The 18,695-nt window shown below is 54.2% G+C and carries 17 protein-coding genes; all 17 read right to left on the bottom strand.

Going from position 1 to position 18,695, the window contains the following annotated elements:
- Nucleotides 1-266: 266 nt before the first annotated feature.
- The gene (locus tag G3480_RS29560) at nt 267-407 is read right to left on the bottom strand and encodes an IS1 family transposase (RefSeq protein ID WP_164654811.1); all 141 of its coding nucleotides are present in this window, start codon (nt 405-407) and stop codon (nt 267-269) included.
- Between the two features lie 126 nt (nt 408-533).
- Entirely contained in the window at nt 534-2,183 is a 1,650-nt protein-coding gene (locus G3480_RS15545) for a B12-binding domain-containing radical SAM protein (RefSeq protein WP_164654810.1), read from the bottom strand.
- A 351-nt stretch (nt 2,184-2,534) separates the two neighbouring features.
- A complete protein-coding gene (locus G3480_RS15540; protein ID WP_164654809.1) occupies nt 2,535-3,542 on the bottom strand; it encodes a radical SAM protein in 1,008 nt (335 codons plus the stop codon).
- 129 nt (nt 3,543-3,671) lie between these two features.
- Nucleotides 3,672-5,471, bottom strand: a complete 1,800-nt coding sequence (locus G3480_RS15535) for a thiamine pyrophosphate-binding protein (RefSeq protein ID WP_164654808.1) — start codon at nt 5,469-5,471, stop codon at nt 3,672-3,674.
- Nucleotides 5,472-5,475: 4 nt separating this feature from the next.
- Nucleotides 5,476-7,404, bottom strand: coding sequence for an N-acetylneuraminate synthase family protein (locus G3480_RS15530; RefSeq protein ID WP_206171740.1), 1,929 nt, complete (start codon nt 7,402-7,404; stop codon nt 5,476-5,478).
- Entirely contained in the window at nt 7,383-8,771 is a 1,389-nt protein-coding gene (locus G3480_RS15525) for a GHMP family kinase ATP-binding protein (RefSeq protein ID WP_206171739.1), read from the bottom strand. The genes G3480_RS15530 and G3480_RS15525 overlap by 22 nt, the downstream gene beginning before the upstream one ends.
- Nucleotides 8,772-8,859: 88 nt before the next feature.
- Nucleotides 8,860-9,555, bottom strand: coding sequence for a nucleotidyltransferase family protein (locus tag G3480_RS15520; protein WP_164654807.1), 696 nt, complete (start codon nt 9,553-9,555; stop codon nt 8,860-8,862).
- A 253-nt stretch (nt 9,556-9,808) separates the two neighbouring features.
- A complete protein-coding gene (locus G3480_RS15515; RefSeq protein WP_164654806.1) occupies nt 9,809-10,858 on the bottom strand; it encodes an NAD-dependent epimerase/dehydratase family protein in 1,050 nt (349 codons plus the stop codon).
- A 69-nt stretch (nt 10,859-10,927) separates the two neighbouring features.
- Complete coding sequence (locus G3480_RS15510; RefSeq protein ID WP_164654805.1) at nt 10,928-11,362, bottom strand: N-acetylneuraminate synthase family protein; 435 nt, start codon at nt 11,360-11,362, stop codon at nt 10,928-10,930.
- Nucleotides 11,359-11,766: a PIN domain-containing protein gene (locus G3480_RS15505; protein WP_164654804.1), complete on the bottom strand. Its 408-nt coding sequence runs from the start codon at nt 11,764-11,766 to the stop codon at nt 11,359-11,361. The genes G3480_RS15510 and G3480_RS15505 overlap by 4 nt, the downstream gene beginning before the upstream one ends.
- Nucleotides 11,763-12,005, bottom strand: coding sequence for a hypothetical protein (locus G3480_RS15500; protein ID WP_164654803.1), 243 nt, complete (start codon nt 12,003-12,005; stop codon nt 11,763-11,765). Before G3480_RS15500 ends, G3480_RS15505 begins: the two co-directional genes overlap by 4 nt.
- 76 nt (nt 12,006-12,081) lie before the next feature.
- A complete protein-coding gene (gene rfbH, locus G3480_RS15495) occupies nt 12,082-13,695 on the bottom strand; it encodes a lipopolysaccharide biosynthesis protein RfbH (RefSeq protein WP_164654802.1) in 1,614 nt (537 codons plus the stop codon).
- Entirely contained in the window at nt 13,685-13,900 is a 216-nt protein-coding gene (locus G3480_RS15490; protein ID WP_164654801.1) for a hypothetical protein, read from the bottom strand. The genes rfbH and G3480_RS15490 overlap by 11 nt, the downstream gene beginning before the upstream one ends.
- A 129-nt stretch (nt 13,901-14,029) precedes the next feature.
- Nucleotides 14,030-15,115: a CDP-glucose 4,6-dehydratase gene (gene rfbG / locus G3480_RS15485; RefSeq protein ID WP_164654800.1), complete on the bottom strand. Its 1,086-nt coding sequence runs from the start codon at nt 15,113-15,115 to the stop codon at nt 14,030-14,032.
- Complete coding sequence (gene rfbF, locus G3480_RS15480; RefSeq protein ID WP_164654799.1) at nt 15,097-15,870, bottom strand: glucose-1-phosphate cytidylyltransferase; 774 nt, start codon at nt 15,868-15,870, stop codon at nt 15,097-15,099. The genes rfbG and rfbF overlap by 19 nt, the downstream gene beginning before the upstream one ends.
- 249 nt (nt 15,871-16,119) lie before the next feature.
- On the bottom strand, nt 16,120-16,662 hold the full coding sequence (locus G3480_RS15475; protein ID WP_338114151.1) for a reverse transcriptase domain-containing protein: 543 nt from the start codon (nt 16,660-16,662) through the stop codon (nt 16,120-16,122).
- Nucleotides 16,663-17,927: 1,265 nt separating this feature from the next.
- Nucleotides 17,928-18,131, bottom strand: a complete 204-nt coding sequence (locus G3480_RS15470) for a hypothetical protein (RefSeq protein WP_164654798.1) — start codon at nt 18,129-18,131, stop codon at nt 17,928-17,930.
- Between the last annotated feature and the right edge of the window lie 564 nt (nt 18,132-18,695).

Here is an 18,695-nt window from a genome sequence, read left to right as displayed (position 1 = left end):
CGATGCCGAACTTTAATTCGGAGGCTTCCCAATGGCTCGACTTTGGCCATTTTCTTCGGCTGGAAATCTCTTTTTTATCAATAGCTTACGATGCATGAAAAAATTAACGAGGGGTCCAGTTTCGGCGTTCGGGCCTCCCGACCCCCTCTAATTTTCAGCCCTCACGATACTTCAAGCAGTTAGCTTTCTGGGAGACTGCAAAAATGGCCAAAGTCGAGAATGGAAGACATTACTAAAAGTCTTGCACTGAACGCGCATAGTTTTCACTAAACGGTTGGGACAATAAACGTGTTCGCGGTAAAGTGAGCATTCGTACATAAATAGCGTTGTTTGCCGTCGCTCGTCTTCCCACGTTTCACGACTTCATGTTGCCCACAGTGTAGACATTGAATAGAGACGAAAGCCATTGAGCACCTAACCTGAAAAAATCATTACCCATGAAATATTGGTTGATAATATCAAATATCCAGATTCAGAGCACTACCATTAATTGCACGAACTTCGTAAAACTTAACATGCAATCCAAAATAATATTAATTGATATCAAAGCAATTCCAATATTTACTCCAGTAAGGCTCTCTAATCGCATGCTTAAATTTTTCATGGTAGTAGTCTGCCGTGCTGCAATCCGACTTTCCCTCATAAGCTCTCATCAATCCGTAATAGGCAAATGCGTGACCCGGCACTTCTTGTAGCACATGAGAAAAATTATCTATACAAGTATCGTAGTCGCCGATAGAAAGATGGTAATTGTGTATAAAGTTTGCATAAAGATTCATAAAATAAGCCTGAAATTGGATATGCTCAGAATCGTAATCAGGAGTTGAGATATTGCAATCAGCTAAATTTGGCGAAAAGAAATTTTCATCATCTACCAAATAGTTTTTTTCTTTGCATTCATTATATAAAGACGTACCAGGAACAGGCAACACGATGAGGAAGTGGGACCAATTGAATCCAACGCCCTTAATCGTTTCAAGCGTTTCTTGCCGATGAGCATCAGTTTCGCCAGGAAAACCCGTCACAACATTAGTGTCAACATTGATTCCATAACGGCGTAAGCTTTCGACCGCCCGGGATATCTCCTTGATCTTTAATGGCTTCTGGATTATATGCTTGAGGACATATTCTGAACCAGACTCGATGGACACTAGTTGATTGGTAACGCCAACCTGACTCAACAGCGCGGCAATCTCATCGTCTATGTTTCTGATGAGCAGAGAAGGAAAGTTGACGGTCATTTTCATTTCAATCAAATGCTGAAGAATCTTTATTGCGCGATTTTTGTCAAGCAAAAAATTATCGTCGTTGATCATGAGGCTATTGATGCCATACCGATCTATCATAAAATGTACATCACTAATAACTTTCTCGACGCTCATCATTCGGATTTTTTTACCATGAACAACATGGCAGGCACAAAAACAGCATTTATATGGGCAGCCACGAGTAGTGTAAATAACTAGTGTTTTTAAAGAAGTATCTTCTTTGCAGCTTTCAGTGCAGCTTTTGCGACGCTGAAAGAACCTTAGCATCGGCCCCTTGTAGCTTGCAAGATCCAGTAAGTCAAAGTTGATCGGAGGTAGTGTGTCTAGATTCATTACCATAGAATTCACAGGTTGAAAGCAATTCTCAGACTGAAGTTTCGTGCTTGTAAAAAAGGAGGGATGGTTGGAAATAGCCGTATTCGCCGGGGATATTGAGTCCGCAATCTGCGTTAGAGGGATCTCTCCTTCTCCATAACATACCGCGTCGATATTTTCATCCTCAAGCAATTTTTCATACATTGAAGTAGCCAAGTTGCCGCCAGCAATTACCTGAATAGCCCGATCAAATTTCTTGACCTGAGCGGAAACAAGTGGCAAATAGAGGTAATTTACATTGAACATAATCGAGACGCCAACGATATCAGGACTAAACGCTGACAATTCGGTTACAATTGCATCTCGGATGTCATTAGGCGGATTTGTTTTCCCTGATCTGTAGGCTCTGTACAGGGCACTGTTAAGGTCTAGCAGCCGAATTTCAGCAGAGCGTCTAGAGTTTTTTCTCACATACGATATAATTGAAAGCAAACCGTAGGGAGCGTTCGAAATTGATTGACGGTCCAAAGAGTATCGTGCTTTATCGTAGTCGTTGATGACAGTATTTGGCATGTTAATCAGTAAAATTTTTTTTATCATATTTCGTCTCCAATTGTTGACTAGGCATAGGCCTTGTCAAGAGCACGCACCTCATGAAAATGAAGTGCGGACTGAAAGTCCTCGGTCAGCAGACTGAACTGCGGACTAAAGAAGACTAAGGAATCGCTACGCGATGCCGAATTTTGATTCGAAAGCTTACCAATGGAAGACATGACTAAAAGTCTTGCACTGAAAGTGCATAGTTTTCACTAAACGGTTGGGACAATAATACTGCTCAACCGTAAAAAGTAGTTCACTGTACAAGCTTTTAAATATCGTGCGATGCCAAAAAATTCCATGTTGCGTGGCTATAACTCGGCGCTTTATCGCGAAAGATGAATAGGAACTGCGTCATGATTTAAAATCATCTTCGGTGAATACGTGTGACCAATGCAGGGGCAGTTCTTTGCCATAGGTACTGGTGATGTATTGATCAATGAAAATTCGATCCTCACCAGATAAACAGAGGGGATTATAGTTCTTGAAATGCTTGATCCGCAAGCCCCGGTCAAGTATTTCTTTGAGACTTTCTTCAAAGATATTTCCGATTGAAATTGGAATAAAACCACAAGGCATTATGTCACCGTATCTAGTCAGGTGCAGATTGGAATTGACGCAGCCGCAACCGCGATCGATGCCATACGTAGGGAAGGTGTCGCGATGAAGTGCTGGGATACGGCTATTTATCTCGCGCAAATGCGCAGCATCTTCCTCATCGATGAGCAAGTCAGAACGCCCTTCCCATTCTCCGATAGGGTGTGCGATCATCACATCAACAACAAATCCATTATCTGCGGCGAACATCGCCATTTGTTCAGTTCGCTCGGTCCGGCAATTCAGGTGAGTGATACAAGTTTGGATAGTGACACTCAAACCCGCATCACGTGCGTTGAAGAGGGCGGCCATTGCCTTATCGTATGCACCTTCACTCTTGCGGTTTTCATCATGTCGTGTAGGGTCAAAGTCATCCAGACTAACTTTCACCTTGTCGAGGCCCCAAGCTTTCAGGTTTTCAGCCATCTCCCGGGTCAGGTAAAAGCCGTTGGTACTCATTGCCAAGTGAAACAACTGCGGATTGAGAGCCTCGATAACTTCTCTGATTGCATTCAAGACTAGTGGCTCGCCACCAGAAATAACGAATTGGCATAAACCTAATTTATGAGCCTGCTTACTTAAATCTGCCAGGTCTGCAGGCTTTAGGCGACGGTTTTTCTTTTTGAAATGAGTATTGAAGCAGTGGCTGCATTTTAAATTGCAGGCTTCACTGTATTCTATATCGATGACCGGGGTGGCCATACCAGCCTTGATACGATGTTCGAGCCTCAATATTTTTTCGAAAACGAGCGGCTTCTCAAGCATTAGGCGCTGCCGCTTTTCGCTCTCAGTGCTTTTGCGATGTGTTGCGTTAAAAGTCATTGCGCCCCCGAAGAATAACTGATAAGCATTTATATGTAGATAGATGATTCACAGAAGTGTTCCAGAAAACGGTTACTCTTCGATAATCGGTATCAACATATTTTCGGCTAGTTCGTCACGATCAAGAAACGGGAAAAGATCTTCCAGCGGCCGTGATGTCATCGAGCCATCCTCTCGGATCAGGGAGGCGACACGCGGTATGCGTGGCTCATCGGGGAGAACGACAATTTCGCAGATCGCTGGTCCCGATGTATTCAGGATAGCCTGTATAGCTTCGGGGAGGATATCGGGGTTAGATGCCTGTCGCGCTGGGATTCCGTACGCGTTCGCCAGTGTCACCCAATCTGGCAGCGTGAGACCGCTTGTGTCATCTGCTCCGACCAGTAACTTGAAATGGTTATTTTGCGAGGCGCGTATCGACGCATATCCCTGGTTATTCACGACGAAGAACTTGATCGGGAGTTGAAGGCGCCTGATGGTCTCTAGCTCTTGGATATTCATGGCAAAGCCGCCGTCGCCGTCGACGCAGATCGTTCGTTTGCGGCCCGATGCGAGGCAGGCCCCAATTGCCGCCGGCTGGGCCAACCCCATGGAACCGGTTCCCTTGTTGTGGAATACCCGTTGCCCGCGCTTGCACTTGAAGGCTGTCAGAAAGATCTCCGCTGCGAAGCCGGAGCTGCCAGGAAGCACGACGTCGCCCTCGGCGAGCTGTTCCGCCAGATATTCCGAGAAGGCGTACATACTGATTCTGGATGCTTGTCGGCGCTGTTCCGGCTGCACGAAGGGATAGCGCGCCTGCCAGTGGTGGCATCGCTCGATCCAGGGTGTCCTGTCGCGTGGTTTGAATTCGCTTCGCAATGCAAGGAGTTGTGCAAGAAAGGCCTTTGCGTTGGCCTGTATCCCGAGGTCAATCACATCCCCCAGCCTGCGAATCTCGGCCTCGTCGATGTTGACCATCACCTTGCGTGCCGCACGCGCGAACCGCTTCGGTGCATAAGCCAGCAGCTGCATATCGAGACGGGCTCCGATCGTCAGAAGAAAATCACTGTTCTGGAGCGTGAAGTTCGCGGATCGTGACGCAATGCCGCCGGGCATTCCGAAACACAAAGGATGGCTCGCGGGAAGCAAGTCTACCCCAAGCCGCGTCGTCAGGACCGGAACGCCAAATGATTCGACCAGTTGTTCGAACAGCGCCTCCCCGCCGGCGAGACGAACGCCATTGCCGACCAGAACGACTGGACGCTCGGACTCGTTCAGCATCTGTATCGTTTTTTCCGCCAGTCTGCGGAGTTCCGCCGCGTGCGACGGCGTCTCCGGACTGACGGGAAAATATCCTTGCAGGTTCTCGACATCGATTTCAGCCGCCTGGACATCCAAGGGAATATCGATCCAAACGGGACCGGGCCGGGCGGATCCGGCGAGGTGCAGGGCTTGTTCGAGGTGGAATCGGATCGACTCAGGTTCAAGGATCGTGACCGCGTATTTGGTAATGGGCTTGACGATGGAGACGATGTCGATCTCCTGTACGCCCAACTGTCGAAGCTCCGGATCTCGCCGAAGATCTGCTCGCTTGACCTGTCCAGAAATGAAGAGCACTGGCGTGGAATCCAGCCAAGCAGCGGCGACGCCCGTGACGGCATTGGTTCCTCCGGGTCCAGTGGTCACCATCGCAACACCGAGCTTGTTAGTGACACGGGCATAGGCTTCGGCGGCAATCGCGGCGGCCTGCTCGTGTTGGACCGCGATGAACTCGACGCCGGGGCAACGACCCAGTGAATCATTCAGATGCATCGCCCCACCACCCGGCAGGAAGAATACATGCTGAACGCCTTGCTGTGCCAAGAAGCCCATGACGTAATCGGAAAGTTTCATCGGTTCATGCTTCGAGTGGGAGTTGCACGAGAAACGACAGTGCCGACCAAAACCCTGCGCCATGATCTTTGTGGCCCTGCCAGACTTCGGGGATGAAGCCAATGTTCTTGGCTTCGCAGATCTGTTTCCAGGATAAGGGCCAGTTGATGTCACCGGTGCCCATCAGAACGCCCTCACCATTCGTGCCTTTGGCATCGGCTAGGTGCAGGTGCGCTGAGTATGGTAGCAGCTGGGTCAGCGCATCCTGGAAATCGAGCCCAAAGTGGCTGCAGGTCATTTGCAAATGGGACAGATCCAGACAGAGCCTCATGTTCAGTTCACGAGACATGGCGGCAAGTTCATCGGGCATCATGAAAATGTTTTGATGTCGTTGCCCTCCGAAATGCCAGGGGAACGGCGCCATGTTCTGGGGAATGAGCTCCGTGCGGCCGAAATCGATCTGTTCGCAGGCAACTCGAAATCGCTCGTAGAGCCTTGGCCGCAAAGCGGGCGCGAATGGTTGATCGGCGGAGAATCCACCGACGTTCGCGACAATCAGCAGCGAATCCGCGTTCGGGAAATAGTCCCCGATGACTTCCGTTGCTGCCACAACACGCTTCACGTTTTCGATCGAACGCCGACGATACGCCTCGTCGGCGGCAGCCAAATCGAGTAATTCGCTATTCTCGAAAAGCTCGGGCGCATGGACAACCAGGCGCGAGCAGGCGGTCGATTCCAAATAGGGCTTGGGGTCGATGCCAAGGTCGCGATAGGACAGATGAAATTCGAACAGATCGGGATTGATCCACTCTCGGTATTGCTTGAAATCATGGTAGCGAACCGGCACGCCCCATTTCACGGGGAATCGATAGACGCGATCAATGATTGGCTTGTCCCACAAGTCGCTTTCGAACAGAAAATCTCCATGCTGGATGAAGCGCCCCGCCCTTCTGCCGAGCAGTTCATCGAGCCTGTACGGCGGCAGTCCTTGACCAGGGCTCGCCACCCGTAGGGCTGCTTCGGTGAAGGTTTCGCCCAGACCGATGTCGCGGGCGGCAACCACGCTCTTACCGAGATTCTCACGATTCAAGAGTTCGCCCTGGCTCGCATGCCGTCCTGGCCCCACCCACGGCAAGGCGTTCTCGACCTGGCGAATGCCTTCGACTAATGTCCGGAATTCGGTGGGTTCGAGGCTTGCGAGATGATCAGGGCCTTCCATGCTGCGGTCGAGTGTGATGTGTCGTTCGACGATTTTCGCCCCCAAGGCGACGGCCGCGATCGTGATCGCCGTGCCGCGTTCATGCCCCGAGTAGCCGATGATGCTGTGCAGTTCGGCCAATCGCGTCAGATAGCGCAACTGAATGTCCGTTTCCGGGGCTGGGTAGGCACTGTTGCAGTGAAGCAGCGCGAAAGGGATCCCCAATTCCTTGAGTTGGGTGACTGTGCGGACGATTTCGTGCTCGAAGGACATCCCCGTCGACAGGATCAGGGGCTTACCCAAGGAGGCCGCTTTCCTGATGAGATAGGGGTTGCACAGGTCCGCGGAGGCAATTTTCAGTGCGGATATGTCAAAGGTGGCCAATATGTCAACGCTGGGCTCGTCCCAAGGCGTGCAGAGATAGGTGACACCTCGCTCCCGGCAATACTGTCTGACTGTCCGGTGTTCGGCCAGGCTCAGCTCGACCTTGTTCAACAGGTCTTGAATGTATTCAACGCCCAGATCCTCGGTGACGGAGCCATCCCCGCGACGACGGTAGAGCGCATCACGATTTCGCAACTGGAACTTGACGCAGTCGGCACCCGCCGCGATGGAAGCGTCCACCAATTGTTTGGCCAACTCGACTGAACCGTTGTGGTTGTTACCGATCTCGGCGATGACAAATACGCGTGTGCCACCGACAGCAAACCCGTCGATATCGAATGTTTCATGGGTCATATCAATTTGGTCCGCCATGACACAACGCCTCTTGACTCAAATCGGAATGCCGAGAGTCTGCATCCAGCACTCTTGAGGCTTTCGGTGACCGCTCTTCGAAAGCGGGGCTCTACGAAGAACAGGAAGAATCCGCCGCCGCCTGCGCCGAGCAACTTTCCGCCGCTAGCCCCTGCGCTCATGGCTGCGGAATAGACTTCGTCAATGCGAGCGTTGCTCACTGTTGATGTGAGAGCCCGTTTTAGTTGCCAACCAGCATGCAAGGATCGCCCGAATTCCGCCAATTCACCCCGAATCAGGTGATGATGCATCTTACGGCACACATCGACCGCATCTTTGAGATCGGTTGCTATTTTCCCCTTATCGAAGTCAACGCGTTGTGCTCGGTGGATTGCGTCCGATTCATGCGTGACTTCCGTGTCGCACAGAATGAGACATTCCTCGAGTTCATCGACGATCGCTTCATCCAGGCGGATCGGGTGCACGAGATTGCGGGTGCCGTCGAATTCGATCAGGTTGAACCCGCCAAACGCCGATGCATACTGGTCCTGCCAGCCTCCCGCAACGCCGAAGCACAACCGCTCTGCCTGGAAGCTAACCTCAGCAATTTCATAGGGGGTCCAGCGGTCAAGGCGCAACTCGTTAAATGCCGACACGACGGCGGTCGTGACTGCGGATGACCCCCCCAGCCCGGATCCGATCGGAAAGTCCGAGCGTGCATAGAGTTCAAATCCAAATGATGGGCGGATAACGGATACCGTGGCCGCCAGGAGACTATTTTGTTCCAACCGAATCTGCAGATCGTCGATCGAAACATAGCGCTGAACGATGCCGATGTCTTCGGAATGAAGGTGGATTTCTGTATCGTTCCTGGGGATTAGGGTCACATGGCAGAACAGCGAGATCGTCGTGCTGAGCACAGCGCCGGGCTGATCGACGAAGAAATAGGTTACGTCAGAACCGCCACCTCCAAAGCTAACTCGGGCTGGTGCGCGCGAGCGGACGAGCACGGGAGCTTCGGGCACGGTCGGAAGACTGCTCGGAGTAACAACGTCGATGAGCCTTCCTGCGGCATCCAATCGTGGGATGGCATTGAGTCCGAGGTCAAGCAACTTGAGCAGATCCTCGCGCGATGAGTCCTCTGGCACCGAACGAAAGCTGCGATTCATGCACAGTCGAACACTGTCAGCGATCTGACCACCCTCCAGCAGGAAACGGCGGATGTCACCGTTGGTCACGACGCCTACCAGCCGGTCCGCCGCATCGAGAACAAACGCAATCTGGATGCGACTTGTCTCGAGTCGTTGAATGGCCTGGCGAACAGGTTGTTCATCCAGCAGGCACATCTGTTTGAACATGGGGTTCATGATGTGCATGAGGGCTGCCATTCGATGAGATCAATACCTTCTTGCGAACAGACGCAACAGTGGTTGGTCCTGATGGCACCGTCCGGATCGAGGAAGAGCGCCTCACGGATCACGAACTGATCTCCGCCAATTCCAACTGGGCTCGCGCATAGTCCTGCGGAACCCCGATGTCGATGAATTTTCCTCGGCTGACGAAGCATTGAAAAGGGCGTCGACTCACGGCTTCCGCAAGATAGTCGCGCTCAAGCGAGAATGCTTCGTCGCCGGGGAATTCCGACTCGATGCCTCTGGGTAGAACGTAAGATCCTGCGTTAATCAGACCGGGACCGTCAACACCCTTGTCCAAAAACCGGATGACTCGGCTTCCCTCTGTCTCCAGGCGTCCATAACGTTTCGTGTCCGGCACTTTCCTGGCAACGATGATCGGACGCCGTTCTTGTTGCCATTGGGCCTTGACCTCATCAACTTCGAGGTCGAGGTACGTATCTCCATTTACGACGAGAACGTGATCTGATTTGCATTGTACAAGCGCGCAACGAAGTGCACCGCCCGTACCACGAGGCGTCCGTTCGATCTCGTAGACCAACTCCATACCGGCGAAACACCTGCCGAAGTGGTCGACCACGCTGTCAGCCTTGTAGCCGAGAGACAGGACAACACGGCTGAACCGCTTTCGCGCTAGGTCGCCAAGAAGGATTTCGAGAAACGGACGGCCAGCGATCGGCGCCATGGGTTTAGGTAAGTTGTACACGACTTCTCGGAGGCGCGTACCGAATCCCCCAGCCAGCACGATCACGTCGGTCATGCGGCTCTCCAAACATTGTCTTTATCTATCAAACATTTTTCGCAAAGAGATGTAGCGACCACAGAGATTCCTTGGTTTGTGTAGCGCAGAGCTTGGCACGCAAGACTGTCGGACCGATGACTCACGAATATTGCTGAGTAATCGATCTGAAGTCTTGTGATTCTTAGATTGCCCGAACAAATCAAAATCCTTGGCTCACCGGCTCTGTCCGTGGCTTGCACGAACATGGAAAAAACCGCTAAGCCGTTGACACTTAACGATTGGCTGAGCCGTTGAACCGATGCCATTCCGATGTTCGTCGAATGCCGTCTGCCGTCGATATCAAGGGGCGAAGCCCCAGTTCTCTCTGTACAAGAGCCGTGCTCGGGACATAGCGCATCGGCCTGCCAGCGATAGGCCTCTTCGCGACTTCGATACCAGCTCCCGGCGCAATAACGCCAATCACGGTCCGGGCCAACTCTGCGATGCTAAGATCCTGGGGCGAGCCAACGTTATAAGGATGCGCCGACTTGCCACGCAAGAGTATTGTCCAAAGCCAGGTCGCCAGATCCGCCGCATAAAGATAGGACCGGTAGGGCGTCCCATCGCCATGAATACGCACCGGACCGCCCTCAAGTGCATCACCAATAAAATTTCCGATCGCATAATGGGCGTCGAGCGGCAGCAGCGGCCCCACGAAGGTGAATAGACGTGCAATGATTGCATCAAACCCATACACCCTAGCGTACATGGCACTCATGAACTCCGACGCACGCTTGGCCTGCCCATACGCAGACCCGGTGTCACTCGTCAATGGCGCTCCAACGTAGTCCTCTGGAATGTGTGTCAGGTCCGGCGGTTGCTTACCGTAGACCGCGCCAGAACTCGTCAATAGATAACGTCGCACGCCATGCGAGCACGCAAATTGAAGCACGCGGCGGGTACCCTCGAGATCAGCATCGAACGCGCCGAGCGGATGCTCAACGTCAGGTTCAAACTGGGGCGCCGTCGCGGCGTGAATGACGAAGGGAAAATCACCAACCGGAAAGTCAAACCCGGAAAGATTCCCGCCAAGCAACTGCACGGACGCGTGTTCAGCAAGGTGGGGGGATCTGCGGCAGAACTGCTCGGGATCGCGTGTCAAGACAACCACTTTGGCACGCAGACTAAGCCTGTCGTTGGCCATCAGGAAGCTTTCCAGCAGCCATGTGCCAACGAATCCAGTCCCACCGGTCAAGAAAATCGACTGCTCGCGAAGATCCTCCCACAACCCTCGCGTGTTGCTGAAGATGTGCTCGAGATCCTCCGACGGTAAACATGCCATGACGATTCTTGCGGCTCCGACCGTTAGTCGTGCTCGCCGAAATAGGCCCCGATCTTGTCGGCGATAAAGTCAAGCATCTCTTTCGGTCGCTCCGATGCGCTCCAGCAACGGCCAGTCGGTCAAGGAGCAGGAGGCGATCTTCAGGATCTGAAAGCCGTGTCTCTCGATCCAGTCCACCGAGTCTTCGGCGAATGGCGTGCAGATCGGGATGAAACCGGCCTCGGCGATCGCGTCCTTGAGTTGGTGTAGCTGATCCTCATTGAGTTCGGTGTCGAGGAAGCGCTTGACGTACTTGGTGTCCTGACGGTCGCGATAGGCGGGATGGATAAAGGTGTCGAGATGGCGATACTGCAACTTGACCGCAAAGCGAAACGGCATTCCGACGACGGAGGTCTTGAACTGGCGGATGATCTCGCGCCCGTGCTCGACGCTACCCTCATGGTTGTTCGCCATCTCGAAGACGAATAGGTCGCTGAAAAGGTCCGATGGTTGGGGATTGATCATGTTCGGATCAGCCAATCTTCGATTCGGATGTCTGGAACACGGGAAAACTCCGCGACATTGTTCGTCACGACCGTCATCCCATGCGTCAAGCCAATGGCTGCAATCTGAATGTCATATGGCCCGATTGGAGTGCCTCGGCGCGCCAGATGCGCGCGCAACTCGCCACAGCGAAGCGCCGCTTCGTCGTCAAAAGGCAGCGTCGCCATGCTGACAAAGAAGGCCAGCAGTGCCGCTTGGTGTTCCTTCACCCGTTGACTCCTGCATGCGCCGTACCACAGCTCGGATTTTACGGGACTACAGAGAAAGACCTGATTCTCACCAGCCGCAATGACACGCTCAGCGACGATGGAGCGGTTTTTCAACCAAGCAATGCAGATGTTCGTATCGAGCAGATAACCGTTCACTCCAAATGCGCTCTTGGAGCGTTCTGACCGAGATCAAGGTCATCGATCTCGTCTGGAAAATCGCTACTCAGCGTGCCGGAGAGCGCGCGGACTCGCTCATCCCAGATCTTCTTCGAAGCTGACTCCGAACGTGCTGGCAAAACGATGACTTCGGCCTCCCGGCAGTCTGCAAATTCGGGTGGCAGATCGATTTCGATGTGTAGCGCTTCGATCGGTTGAATGCTTCTGTGGGCAAACAAGGCTGACCCCCTATTGGCCAATCGAGCCGCCGCAGTTAACGGGCGCGAATCGGCAAGACGATATTTGGTCAAGACTCTATGTTACGCGAGATGAGTCTAGACATGTTTCGATGCGTGATGCGGCGTAGTCCAGCATCTCCTCGCTCAGACCAGGGTAGACACCAAGCCAGAAGGTCTGGTTCATCACGATGTCCGAGTTCGTTAGCTCGCCGCTGGTCCGGTAGGTGCAACCCGTCATGTAAGGCTGCCGCGTCAGATTACCGCCAAACAAGAGCCTGGTGCCGATCTTGTGAGCGTCCAGATGCCGCAGCAGATCGACCCGCGAGAGACCCGCTTCCGGCCTCAACGTGATTGGGAAACCGAACCAGGCGGGATCGCTTTCGGGCGTGGCCTCGGGCAGGATCAGCCGATCATTGCGAGCGCACAAGCGCTCTTTCAGAAAGGCGAAATTGGCTTTGCGTCGGGCAATGAAGTCCGGAAGCTTGCCGAGCTGGGCCAGACCGCAGGCCGCCTGCATATCGGTGATCTTGAGGTTATAGCCAAGGTGCGAATAGGTGTACTTGTGGTCGTAGCCCTGCGGCAGCGTGCCGCGTTGCCGGTCGAAACGCTTACCACAGGTGTTGTCGCAGCCAGGCGCACAATAGCAATCGCGTCCCCAGTCGCGAAATGATTCGAGAATCTTGCGCAGCTTCCCGTTGTTGGTGAAGACCGCCCCGCCCTCGCCCATGGTGATGTGGTGCGCTGGATAGAAGCTGAGGGTTCCGATGTCGCCGAAGGTGCCGACCAGCTTGCCTTGGTAGGTCGAGCCGAGCGCGTCGCAGCAATCCTCGATCAACCACAACTCATGTTGCCGGGCGAGACGGGTGACTTCGTCTAGGGCATAAGGGTTGCCGAGCGTGTGGGCCAGCATGATCGCACGAGTGCGCGGCCCGAGCGCGGCTTCGATCTTCGTGGCATCGATGTTGTAGGTAGGGATGTCGATATCGACGAAGACCGGCACGCAACCGTTCTGCAGAATAGGATTGACCGTAGTCGGGAAACCGGCGGCAACGGTAATAACCTCGTCGCCAGGCCGCAGCGCGTGCGCTCCGAGCGAGGGAGCGGTCAGCGCGCTGACAGCCAGCAGGTTGGCCGAAGAGCCAGAGTTGGTCGTGAGCACATGGCGCGCACCAAGCACCTCGGCGAGGCGATCCTCGAAGTGATCATTGAATCGACCGGTTGTCAACCACCCGTCAAGGGCAGCATCGACCATATTGTGCATCTCTTCGGCACCAATGATCTTTCCGGAAGGCGGGATCGCCGTGACTCCTGGTTCGAACGAGCGAATAGCCGGATCAAGCGCGGCGAAGCGGGAGATATCCGCTTGAATCAAGCGACGGAACACCCTAGCCAAGGTATCATCGTTCAACAGGGCCAGGGGTTTCAGCGCCAGGGTCTCATGCAATAGAAACGGCTTATCCAGATGCACGAAGCCGGGAAAGGGTAACGGTAGGCCAGCATAATCCGCTGCCGCCAATGCATAACCCTGCGTCGAATCGGTCACTGGCGACGTAGTAATGACCAGAAACCGTACGTCGCCACTCGCATCCGGTGCATTTAGCGCCAGTGCTGGGCGCGCCTTGCGTGCCAACAGGTCTGTGAAGGGAAACGGCAGCTTATAGATGCCTCCAGCCTGAATGCTAAAGGTCATTCCACACATCCTCTGCAGGATCGGAAAGGACCTGAAAAGCGAATCCGCAGCCTTCCTGAACGTGGGCCAAAGCCGTCGCCTTGCTTGGTGCGACATCCGATTCTTCAACCACAATTACACGAACGCGCGTACCAGCAGGACAAGACATCTGCAATATCAACTGGCCGCCAACGCCTACAGTGACCGTTTTATCGATGATTTGCATGGCCGTTATTCTCTGTTAGGCGCTAAGGGAACGCTCAGAATCTAGAGCTGCCCATTCCAACGAAAATCTAAGACTAATGAACCGTGATTCCAAAACGCTTTATCATTAAGCACAACTTCGCATGAATCTTCAGTTATTTCTTAATGATTTCAAATAGTCTGACAAGTGATTGAGTGAAACTTGTTGCATATCCATGCTTTTCTTACTAGCCTCATGCCAAGCCGCAGTATAGCGCAATGCCATCATTAAATCCCATTGAGGACGCCAACCGAGGCGATTTCGAGCTTTCGAACTATCTAGCCTCAGTATTTTACTCTCTCTAATTTGCCCCGGCTCAGGACGCTCGGCCTCCCAACGACCTTGCGGATTTAGTGCGCACAGGCAGTCGACGATCCAGCGCACCGACTTCATATCACTGTCGTTGGGCCCAAAGTTCCATGCCTCCGCAAAGGCATTGCCATGCTTATAGAGTGCCTGAGCCAGCATCAAATAGCCATGAAGCGGTTCAAGAACATGCTGCCACGGGCGCACGGCATTCAGGGAACGAACATGAAGAGTTTGATCCTCATCAACCGAACGGAAGAAATCCGGAATCAAGCGCTCCGCTGCCCAGTCTCCGCCGCCGAGAACATTGCCGGCGCGCGCGCTCGCGACATGCAGGTTCAACCTGGCCAGATAGCTTCGACGATAAGCGCTTACAATCAGCTCCGCGCCGGCTTTGCTGCTAGCATAGGGATCGGCGCCACCAAGCTCGTCGGTCTCTCGATAGGGCCAATCCCATTCTCTATTTTCGTAGCATTTATCAGTCGTTACGACCACTACGGCACGCACGCTTTGCGCCTGCCTGACACTCTCCAAGACGTTGACTGTCCCCATCAGGTTCGTGGAGTAAGTATCAACGGGAGAGCGGTATGAGGCCCGGACAAGTGGCTGAGCTGCAAAGTGAAATACGACTTCCGGCTGTGCGAGCAGGATCGCTTCGCTCAGAGAGCGCAAATTGCGAATATCCTCGACGCAGTGGTTCACGAGTCGATCTTTGATCCTAGCTAGCTCAAAGAAGCTCGGATCCGTCGGGGGCGCTAACGCGTAACCGGATAGTTTGACACCCATCTCAGTTAGCCACAGAGCAAGCCATCCGCCCTTGAAGCCAGTATGTCCAGTCAGCAGAACGCTCTTGTTGCGCCAGAAGTTCGGCTCTACGACCAGACTTTCCATGGCGCATTTCCCGTCGACCATAAGTCTTCCAAATGCCTTTTGTCTCTAAGAGTATCCATCGGATGCCAAAAGCCATAATGACTGTAAGCCATAACCTGCCTCATTTTCGTCAGACTGCCAAGGACATCACCTTCCCAGCTACTCTGATCACCCTCTATAAGATCGAGACACTTAGGTGAAAGCACGAAGAAACCGCCGTTGATTAGACCGCCACCTGAGTAGGGCTTTTCACGAAATTCCGCCACTTCATCTCCCTGTTTCTCAATAGCTCCATATCGACCAGGAGCAAGCACGGCTGTCACGGTCGCTAAACGATTGTGACGCGAATGAAAGTCTATCAGCGCGGATATATCGACGTCACCTAGCCCGTCTCCATACGTAAAGCAAAAGGCGTTCTCGCCCTTTAGGTAGGGCGCAACATGCTTCAAGCGTCCACCGGTTTGCGTATCAGCACCTGTATTGACAAGAGTTACCTTCCAAGGCTCAGCCTTCGGCTTGTGTACCTCCATTCGGTTCGCTGCGATGTCAAAGGTTACGTCGGACATGTGCAGAAAGTAGTTTGCAAAATACTCCTTTATCACGTAGCCCTTGTATCCGCAGCAAACCACAAATTCGTTTATTCCATAGTGAGAATAGATCTTCATTATATGCCAGATTATCGGCATACCACCAATTTCAATCATCGGCTTTGGGCGTAGATGAGACTCCTCGGAAATACGAGTTCCGTAACCGCCAGCCAGAATAACAGCCTTCATGAAAGATCACCGTACCTTATGACGTTAACCCGCGGTCCGAAGCTCGCGTTGTCAGCGGACGTCTAAGCCGCCCCACTGCACACCATAGCATTACTCACATCTCTGAGCGCTATCTGTGTACGCTACCGATCACGGTAGGACGGCCAGTTGTCCGACCGCCCCCGTACAGATCCCCGCATGCGGAACTACCGCACGGGGCTCCTTAAAGTTACTCGCTTCGCACAGCAGGCGACGATGAATTGCTGGTGCTCAGAAGTCATGGCAAATGCGCGGTCTTTCGAGCCTGAAGACCTGAAGCAGCTCCGCGAAACCCTTCCAGTTGTAGCTGCGCCGCTGGCTGCGACGATTCAGCGTCCGAAAGAGTAGCCGGCGCATCTGATGGTAAAAGTCGGCGAGACTCTCGAAGTTCCCACGGATTCCGTAATACTGGTAGCACCCTCGCAGCTTGGCATTCAGCTTGGCGAAGAGCACCGCCTTCGGTCGTCGACAGTGCTTGCGACACCAATCCTGGAAGCTCGCTAGGGCGGCACGGTATTTCTTGCGTGCCGTTCTGCGCTTGAGCACTGGCTTTCCCCAGCGTCCGCGTCCCCAACGAAACTCGAAGCCTAGGAACTCGAAGGTGCCACTTGCTTTCCAGTGGGACGAGCTGAACCGGATCAGGTTCGTTTTCTCCATCGCGAACTCCAAGCCGAACTTCTCCAGCCGACTGTCGAGCACTTGATAGAAGCGCTCGGCATCGGCTTGCAGCTCGAAGGCCCACACGAAGTCGTCCGCATACCGACACAGGTACACTGCCCCTTTGCAGTGTCTTGACGGTTTCCTCAAACCAGATGTCCAACGCATCCTGGAGGTGGATGTTGGCGAGTATGGTTGAAACGCTCCCGCCTTGCGGCGAACCCCGCTCCGGGTCATGCACAGCGCCATCCGACTCCAGGATGCCGGCCTTCAACCATTTGCGCATGAGCATCAGGAAGGCTTTGTCGTCCATCCTCAGCGAAAGTCTATCGTGTACCATGAGCCGGCCTGGCTCCCCAGCCGCTTCCGACGACCCTCCTTCCTCGGTCAGGAGCGCTTCCCCGATCGGCCGGCTGCAGGCTTCGGTTTAATTCTGTTTCCGGGTTTCCCCTTCTTTGTCTCAATATCCGCATGCCAGGCCTTGGTCATCAGTTGGGCCGGTAGGGTGGACGAGCGAGAGCGAAGTCCACCGAATCCCGCGTCGGCGTCGGTGGACTGCGCTGCGCTTGTCCACCCTACGAAAGACGACTGGCACCGGGTGGCCACGGGTGCTTACGCACCCGCGGCTCCCACAGATCCGGACGTGCGGGACTACGGCATCCGGCTCCTCGATTGAGCGCTCGCTGCACAACACATGTCGCACACCCGTTGGACCCTGAAGCCCATGACGCGATCTCCTGTCGTTCTGTTCAGATGGTCAGGTGACCCGATGTTCACACCATCGTCCCTTCAGAAGATGTCTCAACCGATCGGTCGCTTCCCTCCCACGGGTCCGCTCGGGTGCGTTCCCCGTGCTCAACGGTACGATCAACCGACTCTGACTGCTCAGCCGCCATCGCGCCGCACCTCTGGCCTTCGCTTGGCGCTACCTTGCCCTCGGTCCTGTTCGCTCCCGTGAGCCGGACCACCGCTCACGGACCCGGGCGGCTTCTTACGCGGCGCCCGCACCGCGTCACTGACAAGGAACGACTGAGCCCTCCCAGGTTCCTGGGCGACCCGTGCGTGCATGCCCTGCTCTCAGACCCCGGCGGAGTGTCAACATCAGGCCGCTACAATGCCAACACTATTGCCTTCCGCTGTTCCGAGACGTCGGCTCCGCTGGCATCAGTTTCGGGGCTCTATCACACAGCCTACACGCCCCCTGTGTTCGCTTCGCAGCCGGGATCGCTCCCGCACCACGCCACACTCGGTTCCGGTGGATGGCCAATCCTTACCGGCTCGGGACTTTCACCCGGTGGGCCGCAACAAGGAGTTTCCGATTCGCTTATCCGTTCGCTATCTTCCTCTCCTTCCAGGCTTTGCCTGGCGCAACGGAGCCGGGGTCAGTTCTCGCATCGTTGCACCTTCACCCCAAGTTGGTGCATCAGGCGTGGAGAGGGTAGAGCCAGACGTTGCGTGATCTCGAGATCGCCAAGGACGTCCAAGGCATTGGCGAATGCGCTACGACGCCTTGCTTGCTGACGAACCGGCCTTGGGACCGGTCGGTTCAGGAGATTCAGCCAGGCGAGCAGGAAGCCTTGGATCATCTTCTCGCTCTGGAGGAAGTCACGCACGCTCGCTTGGGCGGCGATCTGCTCGGCGAGGTAGTCGAAGAAGGGTGCTCAGTCACCGCGGTAAGAAAGCGCTCATCCATTGTTTCCCGATGCGAGCGATCCCGCCCGAAATCCCCCCTAGCCCCCCTTTGCGAAAGGGGGGGAAGTTGTTTGGCCCCCCTTTGCGAAAGAGGGGAAGTTGTTTGGCCCCCTTTGCGAAAGGGGGGAAGTTGTTGATGGTCACTTTCTTGGCCATGTGATTGAGCCGGTCGGCGATCTCGCAGCGGAGCCGGGGTCAGTTCTCGCATCGTTGCACCTTCACCCCAAGTTGGTGCATCAGGCGTGGAGAGGGTAGAGCCAGACGTTGCGTGATCCCGAGATCGCCAAGGACGTCCAAGGCATTGGCGAATGCGCTGCGACGCGTTGCTTGCTGGTGAACCGGCCTTGGGTGGGACCGGTCGGCTCAGGAGATTCAGCCAGGCGAGCAGGAAGCCTTGGATCATCTTCTCGCTCTGGAGGAAGTCACGCACGCTCGCTTGGGCGGCGATCTGCTCGGCG

Origin of the sequence: Thiorhodococcus mannitoliphagus (assembly GCF_010915725.1) — a bacterium.
Lineage (GTDB): Bacteria > Pseudomonadota > Gammaproteobacteria > Chromatiales > Chromatiaceae > Thiorhodococcus > Thiorhodococcus mannitoliphagus.
This window is presented reverse-complemented; position numbering and strand designations above follow the sequence as displayed.

Bases quoted from the DNA above. Each gene is read 5' to 3' on its own strand.
- G3480_RS15530 (WP_206171740.1), bottom strand. From the start codon at position 7,404: ATGGCGGACCAAATTGATATGACCCATGAAACATTCGATATCGACGGG.
- G3480_RS15470 (WP_164654798.1), bottom strand. From the start codon at position 18,131: ATGATCCAAGGCTTCCTGCTCGCCTGGCTGAATCTCCTGAACCGACCG.
- G3480_RS15515 (WP_164654806.1), bottom strand. From the start codon at position 10,858: ATGGCATGTTTACCGTCGGAGGATCTCGAGCACATCTTCAGCAACACG.
- G3480_RS15540 (WP_164654809.1), bottom strand. From the start codon at position 3,542: ATGCTTGAGAAGCCGCTCGTTTTCGAAAAAATATTGAGGCTCGAACAT.
- G3480_RS15525 (WP_206171739.1), bottom strand. From the start codon at position 8,771: ATGGCAGCCCTCATGCACATCATGAACCCCATGTTCAAACAGATGTGC.
- G3480_RS15520 (WP_164654807.1), bottom strand. From the start codon at position 9,555: ATGACCGACGTGATCGTGCTGGCTGGGGGATTCGGTACGCGCCTCCGA.
- G3480_RS29560 (WP_164654811.1), bottom strand. From the start codon at position 407: ATGGCTTTCGTCTCTATTCAATGTCTACACTGTGGGCAACATGAAGTC.
- rfbG (WP_164654800.1), bottom strand. From the start codon at position 15,115: ATGGAAAGTCTGGTCGTAGAGCCGAACTTCTGGCGCAACAAGAGCGTT.
- G3480_RS15490 (WP_164654801.1), bottom strand. From the start codon at position 13,900: ATGCAAATCATCGATAAAACGGTCACTGTAGGCGTTGGCGGCCAGTTG.
- G3480_RS15510 (WP_164654805.1), bottom strand. From the start codon at position 11,362: ATGATCAATCCCCAACCATCGGACCTTTTCAGCGACCTATTCGTCTTC.
- G3480_RS15545 (WP_164654810.1), bottom strand. From the start codon at position 2,183: ATGATAAAAAAAATTTTACTGATTAACATGCCAAATACTGTCATCAAC.
- G3480_RS15535 (WP_164654808.1), bottom strand. From the start codon at position 5,471: ATGAAACTTTCCGATTACGTCATGGGCTTCTTGGCACAGCAAGGCGTT.
- rfbF (WP_164654799.1), bottom strand. From the start codon at position 15,870: ATGAAGGCTGTTATTCTGGCTGGCGGTTACGGAACTCGTATTTCCGAG.
- rfbH (WP_164654802.1), bottom strand. From the start codon at position 13,695: ATGACCTTTAGCATTCAGGCTGGAGGCATCTATAAGCTGCCGTTTCCC.